This is a genomic window from Actinoplanes sp. KI2 (assembly GCF_025630775.1).
In the GTDB taxonomy this organism is placed as follows: Bacteria; Actinomycetota; Actinomycetes; order Mycobacteriales; family Micromonosporaceae; genus Actinoplanes.
Genome location: NZ_JAOSZE010000078.1, coordinates 20,886 through 28,035, shown reverse-complemented (window position 1 = coordinate 28,035; position 7,150 = coordinate 20,886). Strand labels below are relative to the sequence as shown.

7 protein-coding genes and 1 pseudogene are annotated in these 7,150 nt (G+C 69.7%); 5 read left to right on the top strand and 3 right to left on the bottom strand.

What is annotated here, in order from left to right:
- Positions 1 to 238: 238 nt before the first annotated feature.
- Positions 239 to 952, top strand: coding sequence for a hypothetical protein (locus ODJ79_RS44785; RefSeq protein ID WP_263029846.1), 714 nt, complete (start codon positions 239 to 241; stop codon positions 950 to 952).
- 260 nt (positions 953 to 1,212) lie between these two features.
- A pseudogene (locus ODJ79_RS47390) lies at positions 1,213 to 1,587 on the top strand (DUF4396 domain-containing protein); the annotation flags it as partial.
- Positions 1,588 to 1,589: 2 nt separating this feature from the next.
- Here ODJ79_RS47390 and ODJ79_RS44780 read toward each other — a convergent pair.
- The 3 genes from ODJ79_RS44780 to ODJ79_RS44770 form a co-directional block, all read right to left on the bottom strand.
- On the bottom strand, positions 1,590 to 2,168 hold the full coding sequence (locus ODJ79_RS44780) for a MarR family winged helix-turn-helix transcriptional regulator (protein WP_263029845.1): 579 nt from the start codon (positions 2,166 to 2,168) through the stop codon (positions 1,590 to 1,592).
- A 108-nt stretch (positions 2,169 to 2,276) separates the two neighbouring features.
- Positions 2,277 to 3,023 (bottom strand): DUF4142 domain-containing protein, encoded by a 747-nt coding sequence (locus tag ODJ79_RS44775; protein WP_263029844.1) that lies wholly within the window; start codon positions 3,021 to 3,023, stop codon positions 2,277 to 2,279.
- Entirely contained in the window at positions 3,023 to 3,787 is a 765-nt protein-coding gene (locus ODJ79_RS44770) for a DUF4142 domain-containing protein (RefSeq protein ID WP_263029843.1), read from the bottom strand. Before ODJ79_RS44770 ends, ODJ79_RS44775 begins: the two co-directional genes overlap by 1 nt.
- Positions 3,788 to 3,965: 178 nt before the next feature.
- Here ODJ79_RS44770 and ODJ79_RS44765 point away from each other — a divergent pair, with 178 nt between their 5' ends.
- The 3 genes from ODJ79_RS44765 to ODJ79_RS44755 are packed head-to-tail and all read left to right on the top strand — an operon-like array spanning position 3,966 to position 7,110.
- Complete coding sequence (locus tag ODJ79_RS44765) at positions 3,966 to 4,604, top strand: TetR/AcrR family transcriptional regulator (RefSeq protein ID WP_263029842.1); 639 nt, start codon at positions 3,966 to 3,968, stop codon at positions 4,602 to 4,604.
- Entirely contained in the window at positions 4,601 to 5,545 is a 945-nt protein-coding gene (locus ODJ79_RS44760; RefSeq protein ID WP_263029841.1) for an ATP-binding cassette domain-containing protein, read from the top strand. The genes ODJ79_RS44765 and ODJ79_RS44760 overlap by 4 nt, the downstream gene beginning before the upstream one ends.
- Entirely contained in the window at positions 5,542 to 7,110 is a 1,569-nt protein-coding gene (locus tag ODJ79_RS44755) for an ABC transporter permease (RefSeq protein ID WP_263029840.1), read from the top strand. The genes ODJ79_RS44760 and ODJ79_RS44755 overlap by 4 nt, the downstream gene beginning before the upstream one ends.
- The last annotated feature ends 40 nt before the right edge of the window (positions 7,111 to 7,150 follow it).

Here is a 7,150-nt window from a genome sequence, read left to right as displayed (position 1 = left end):
CGCCGCCGGACCACCACACGCCGTTAGTGAGCAGCTACGTCGCGTCATAGCCGTGACGTCTCCCGCCGGACCACCGAAACCGGCACCACCACCCGGTCCAGCAGACCAGCGAAGCGGAATCCGAATCGCCGGTGACCCACCAACTCGGCTATCACGTTCGCGATGCCCCAGCCGTTACATCCCGGTTCGGCCCTGTCGACCGGGGGATTGCGGGCTACGACTGGGGATACTCGCTCGGGTGAGAGATGAGAGGGACGCCGTCCGGCCGGTCGACGCTGCACGGATCATTGCCGGCCGCATCGCCGACGTGCTCGGTGACCGGCTTCAAGCCGCCGCGGTCTACGGCAGCGCCGTCACCGGCGACCTGCTGCACGGCTTCTCCGATCTCGACCTACGTCTGTTCGTGACAAACCCGGTGACTGTCGACGATCACCTCGCGCTCCGGGCCGCCCTGAGCGGGTCCGACCTCGGCGGGGCTGCGGCGCTGCAACTGTCCGCAGCCGCCGCAACGCCCAGGCCCTGTTTCCCGCCCCGAACCTTCCGCTGGGTTTACGGCGGCGGATACGGCGACGCCGTGGTCCTCGACGCAGGACAGCTGCGTGCGGCGGGGGCGGACTGGCTGGCCCGGCTGCCGGGCCTTCTCGCCGACGACGGCCTCGACTGGGCGGCCGGCACCGGCGCCGACGGCCGTCGTCAGCTGCGCCTGCTGGTAACTCGCCTCAAGCCGACCGTACGGGCCATCATCACGGCCGCGAGTGACGATCCAGCGTTCGTCTGGTCAGCGGGCTGGCCGGACCTAACCTGGCGCTTGGCGGCGCTGGACGCACGACTCGGTGCCGCATTGGACGCCGTTCTTGCTTGTCTGGCCGAGCCCGGACGGGACGACGACCGGGCGGCGGCCATGACGCTGCGCCTGCTGGATTCCCTTGTAGACGGTCACCGATGGCGATGACGTGCACCATCGGGATCTGCAAGGCTGCCGTGTAACCACTTCCCGACACTAAGGTGCGCTCATACATCTTTTCATCGGCCGTAGCGATCAATCCTTCAGGCCACCGAGCGCTCACGTTGCGGGACGACGATTCATCGGTCTCCCGCGCATCATCAGCTGAAATGGTGGAACGGCGGCCATCCGTTATGCGAGCCGGACGGGAGTGATCGAGCGCAGGCCGGGTAGTCGCAGGTGACAAACGCCACGACGAAAGGGCGACCATGGCGCCAACCTGGCTGACCGCGCTGGCCTGGCTGTCCTTGGCGCTCGGGGGCCTCTGCGCGGCCATCATCCTTATCGACATCTACGGCGAACGACACCGTCAGCGGATGGGCATCATGGAGGCGGTCTGGCCGATCAACGCGTTGTATCGCCCGCTCGCGCTATGGGCTTACGTCCGCTTCGGCCGGCCCCAGAGCAGGGGTTGGCAGCGCGACGGCAGCGGCCTACCACCCAAACCGCGCTGGGCCACCACGACGATCGGTGTCATGCACTGCGGCGCGGGCTGCACGCTCGGCGACATCGTCGCCGAGACCGCCATCTTCCTGCTCGGCCTCACCATCGCCGGCGAAGCGATCGGGGTGGAGTTCATCGGCGACTACGCGCTGGCACTGGCGCTGGGTGGCGGGTTTGAGGCCGGGCTGACCTCCATGTCTCGCCACCGCTGCCACCATTCGGCATCGGGCACTTCGCCGGCCGCTTCGACGATGGCGTTGAGAACCGACGCGAAGACCAGCGGGCGGGTGAGAGACAGTCCGGCGATCAGCTCGGCGATCAGTTCGCGGCGGCGGCGCGTGGCCTCGCCCACCAACTGCCGGCCCGCCGTGGTCAGCGTGATCCACGCGACGCGCCGGTCGTCGGGCCGCTCCGCACGCACGACGAGGCCCTTGCGGACCAGCCGGTTGCACATCCGGACCGCCGTCGAGGAGGTGACGGCCAGCTCCTGGGCGAGGTCGACGACTCGCTGCGGGCCGCGGGAGACCAGAACCACGAGGGTGCGGAACTGTGGCAGCGTGACGTCTTCGTCGAGGGTGCTGAGCGAGCGGGCCGTCTCGGCCACGAAGACCCGGCTGAGAGCTATCAGGGCGCCGACAACCTCGTCCTCGGCCGGCGACAATGCCGTCGGTGGTGGTGTCGTGGAAAGTCCGGGGGCGTGTGTGCTCGTCGACCTGGTCATCGGTCCCCCGTCGCTTTCCGCACGAGCAGTTCCGTTGTTCTTCCTGCGCCAAGCGCTACCCGCAAACGGTAGCCGCCGGTCCGACGGCTGGTCCGACCACCGGCTTTTTCAGCCTTGCACCGCCCCGGCACGTGGGTCGGGCGCCGCACGACCGCGCCACAGGACCCGTACGGCAGCGATCCCGATGATGCCGGCCGCGCCGCCGGCCAGCAGCCACACCAGGGTCGGCGAGATCGGCGGGCCGGCGCCGACGCCGGCCTGGGCGGTTCCGTTCGCGTACAGGTCCTGCTCGGCGGACATGGCGGCCGGCGGCAGCTTGGCGTACTGCACGAGGCCGGTGCTTTCGAGCATCTGCATGTGATGCATGACGAAGATGCTCGCCTGGGCGGCCAGCTTCCGCACGATCTCGTTGTGCGTGGCGGCCCGCACTGCGGAGATGACCGGGAAGATGAAGCCGTGGGTGCCGCGCAGGAAGGTGACGAACATCTGGTCGAACTGGATGCCCTTGGCCGCCTGCAACTGGGTCAGGAAGCCCTGCTGCTGGGCGGTCGGGGTGGCCGGCAGCGTCGCGCCCAGCTGGTTGGCCGCGTCGACGGTCAATTGATCCAGTTGCACGTGCTGGTCGGCGATCATTTGACCGACCTGCCGGACCCGCGGCGTCGACCCCTTCTGGGCGGCCATCTGCCCGGCCGGGATCTCCCACAGACCGGCCTGCCGTACGCCGTTGAGCAACGTCAGGTCGGCCACATTCAACTGCGTCGACGGCGGGTCGGCATCGGCCCGCGCCGACAACACCACCAGGGCGGCGATCACGGTGACGGCCAGCGCGGCCGTCCGGCGGACCAAGAGCGACATCAGTACCTCCGCGTGTCTTCCTGGCCTCGCCGGACGGCGAAGCGCGGGTCGGCAGTGATCCGCCGGTGGCGAACGATTCGTAGGCCGGCAAGCCCAGCGATGCCGGACGCAATGACCGCCAGCAGCCACAGCACCGCGGGCGAGATCGGCGAAGTGATGCCGGCGTTGGCCTTCGCCATGCCCAGCGTGGACAGGTCCTGAGCCGGTGGGATCGCGGCCGGCGCCAGGCTCTGGTCCTGCACCAGCCCGGTGTTCTCGAGGGTCTGCAGGTAGCTGAGGAAAGCGACGTTGGCCTGGTCACCCAACTGGCGAATGGGGCCGACCCGAGTCGAGGACCGAACCTCGCCGATGATCGTGTAGAGGAAGCCGTAGCCGTTGCGCAGCGAGTTGACGAACAGCCGGTCGAACTGGCTGCCCGTGGCCGACTGCAACCGATCGAGCAGGTCCTGCTGCTGGGTGGTCAGCGTGGGGCGGACGGTTGCACCGAGCCGTAGGATCACGTACGAGGTCTGTTGATCGAGCTGGGCCTGTTCGGCGGCGAGCTTCTGGCCGGCCTGCCGGACCTTCGCCGTCGACCCCCGCTCGGCGGCCGCCTTCGCCGCCGGTATCTCCCAGAGCGCGGCCTGCCGCAGACCGATGAGCAGCGTCAAGTCCGCCGCGTTCACCTGGCCCGCTCCCCCGGCCCGCGCCGACGCCGGCGACACGGCAAGAGCAGCGACCACGGCGACCGTGACGGCGACAGCACGCCGAACGAACGGTGACATCTAACCTCCACGTGGGCGAAATCCCATCGACAGGCAGTACGAACCCTTCCCCCTAAAGGTTCACCTCTACATCTAGTTTCCGATAGAGATCGCCTGTCACACGAAGAGGCCCGGAGGCAGTAGGTGCAATGGTGCATCATCCTTGATTTCGACTGTACGTACGTTTAGCGTGTTGAACATGAGTTCAGTCGATGACGAGGGTGATCTCACCGCCAAGGCGAACATCCGCAACGCGGCGCTGCGCCTGTTCGCCGAGCGTGGGCACGATGCCGTCACGGTGCGGGAGATCGCCGCGGCAGCGGGCGTGTCGCCGGCGTTGGTGGTGCATCACTTCGGCAGCAAGGAAGGGCTGCGCGCCGCCGTGGACAACTACGCGGCGAAGGCGTTCGACGGGCTCTTCTCGATGGACGAACGGGATCTGGCCGAGATGCTCACCGGGGACAGCGGGGCGTCGATCGCCGAGATGTTCGCGCGCGCCTTCCCGCACGGCTCCCCGCTGCCGGCGTATCTGCGCCGTCTGCTGCTCGTCAACGACCCTGCCGCGGCGGCGTTGTTCGGCCGCTGGTACGCCCTCACCGTCCGGCTGCTCGAGGCCATGACCGAAATCGGCGCCGCTCGACCCGCTGAGGACCCGGCCGTCCGGGCGGCGTTCCTTCTGGTCAACGATCTCGCGCTGGTTCTGCTGCGCAATCAGGTCGCCGCCGCGATCGGGGTCGACCCACTCACTCCCGAGGGCATCACCCGCTGGGCCGCGGAGGCCACCGCCGTCTACACGAAGGGCGCGTTCCTGACCGCGCCCGGACAGGAGTCCACGTGAGTCAGCCCGTGATCCAGATCCGGAACCTCACCAAAACGTTCGGGCGGGTCCGCGCCCTCGACGGCTTGGACCTCACCGTGCGCCCGGGCGAGGTGCATGGTTTCCTCGGCCCGAACGGCGCGGGCAAGTCCACCACCATCCGTATCCTGCTCGGGCTGGTCCGGGCCACCGGTGGCCGCGTCGACTTGTTCGGCGCCGACCCCTGGCGGCAGGCGGCCAGGCTCCACGGACGTCTGGCCTACGTCGCCGGGGACGTCGCACTGTGGCCGGGCCTGACCGGAGGCCAGTGCCTAGACGTGCTCGGGGCGACGCACGGCGGCGTCAACGAAAAGCGCCGCGAACAGCTGATCGAACGCTTCGAACTCGACCCGACGAAGCGGATCCGCGACTACTCCAAAGGCAACCGCCAAAAGGTCGCCCTGGTTGCCGCGCTGGCCGCCGAGGCGGCCCTGCTCATCCTCGACGAGCCCACGTCCGGGCTGGACCCGCTGATGGAGCAGGCCTTCCAGCAGTGCCTGCGCGAACGACGGGAGGACGGCGTCACCGTGCTGCTCTCCAGCCACCTCCTCGGCGAGGTCGAAGCGCTGGCCGACCGGGTCAGCATCATCCGCCGGGGCCGCACCGTCACCACCGGCAGCCTCGCCGACCTGCGCCGGCACACCCGAACCACAGTGCACGCGGTCACCGCCGCCGAACCCCAAGGGCTGGCCGGCGCCGACGGCGTAGCCGACTACCTCAGCGCACCGCTGGACGGCAACGTCGACGCCAGGTTCACCGTCGACGCCGACCACCTCGACGCCATGATCGGCAGGTTGCACACCGCCCGCATCCGGACCCTGACCGTCACCCCGCCCAGCCTCGACGCGCTCTTCCTGCGCACCTACGGCGAGCCCCTCGACACTCATGAGACCGGCGAAGCCCCGGCCGAGGCAGCGCGATGAGCACCATGGTCGAGATCGTCTGGCGCACCCGCCGCCGCGGCATCCTGCTCTGGGTCATCGCCCTCGCCGCAAGCCTGGTCGCAACAGCCGCGGCCGTCGCCGGCCTCTACAACACTCCAGCCAAGATCCACACCTACGCCGCGGCGGTCACGTCGGGCAGCGCGCTGGCCGCCATCAACGGCCACGTCGAGGGTATCGACAGCCTGGGCGGAGTGATCCAGGACGAGTTCGGCTTCCTGGCCTCGTTCCTGCTCCCGCTACTGGGCATCGGGCTGGTCGCCGGCTCGACGCGCCGTGAAGAAGAGTCCGGCCGGCTCGAGACGATCCTCGGCGGCCGGATCGCCCGGCACCAGCCGGCACTGGCGGCCCTCACCGTCGCCACCGCAGCGATATCGGCCACGTCCGTCCTGTTCGCCGCCGGTTTGACGATCTCCGGTGTTCCGGTGTCCGGCGCCATGCTCTACGGCGCGTCGCTCGGCGCGCTGGCTTTCGTGTTTGCCGGGATTGCCGCCCTGCTGGCGCAGCTCGTGCTGCACGCCCGTGGCGTCTACACCTGGAGTCTGATCACGCTCGCCGGGGCGTACGTCCTGCGCGGCGTCGGCGACACGACCAACAGCTGGCTGACCTGGCTCTCTCCACTGGGGTGGACCGAGAAGACCGCACCGTTCGGGGACCAGCGGTGGTGGGTGCCCGCCATCCCGGCCGTTACCGGCCTCGCCACGGCAGGCGCGGCCGTCTGGCTGGCCGCCCGCCGCGACGTCGGCAGCTCCGTGCTGCGCGGCGGCTCGGGCCCGGCCGGAGCCGGCCAGCTCCGGCGACAGCCGATCGGGTTGGCAGCCTGGATCCACCTTCCGGCGGCTGCCGGCTGGTTGTCCGGCGGGATCGTGCTCACCGCGCTGATGGGCTCGCTGGCCCGGCAGTTTCTGGACGCCATGGCCGGCAACCCGGCGCTGAGCCAGGCCATCGGGGTCGAAGGCGACCGGCCGCTGGACGGCTTGATCGCCGCGACCCAGCTCTACCTTGCCGTCCTCGCCGCCGGGTATGTCATCCAGGCGGTCGGCACCCTGCGCGCCGAGGAGGCCGACGGCCGGTTGGAGACCCGAGTCTCCGGCACGCTGTCCCGGCTCCGCTGGCTGGCCGCCCACGGCGCCGTCATCGGGACGGGGCTACTGCTCATCGTCGCCGGGTCGTCGTCGGTTCTGGCGTTGTCGACGGCGTGGTCGGTCGGCAGCACCGACGACACTCGCGCGGTCATGGTGGCCGGGCTCGACTATTTGCCGGCGGAGTTGGTGTTCGGCGGTCTCGCGTTGGCGTTGTTCGGCCGGTGGCCGCGCGGCTTCGGGTTCGCCTGGGCGGCGTACGCCGCGGCAGCCTTCATCGCCTTCCTCGGCCCCGGCCTCAAGCTCGCCGGGTGGATGCTCCACCTCTCCCCCACAACGCTGGTGGGGAACCCTCCGCTCGGAACAGCCCAGGCCGACAGACTGGCCGCGCTTGCCATCGTCGCAGGCGCATTCGTGCTGGTCGGCTTCATCGCGTTCCGCCGTCGGGACGTACCGCGCACCTAGCACTCCGGTGGTCTGCCGTACGGGCTTCGCTGCGTAGTGA

Bases quoted from the DNA above. Each gene is read 5' to 3' on its own strand.
- ODJ79_RS44780 (WP_263029845.1), bottom strand. From the start codon at position 2,168: ATGACCAGGTCGACGAGCACACACGCCCCCGGACTTTCCACGACACCA.
- ODJ79_RS44775 (WP_263029844.1), bottom strand. From the start codon at position 3,023: ATGTCGCTCTTGGTCCGCCGGACGGCCGCGCTGGCCGTCACCGTGATC.
- ODJ79_RS44770 (WP_263029843.1), bottom strand. From the start codon at position 3,787: ATGTCACCGTTCGTTCGGCGTGCTGTCGCCGTCACGGTCGCCGTGGTC.
- ODJ79_RS44765 (WP_263029842.1), top strand. From the start codon at position 3,966: ATGAGTTCAGTCGATGACGAGGGTGATCTCACCGCCAAGGCGAACATC.
- ODJ79_RS44755 (WP_263029840.1), top strand. From the start codon at position 5,542: ATGAGCACCATGGTCGAGATCGTCTGGCGCACCCGCCGCCGCGGCATC.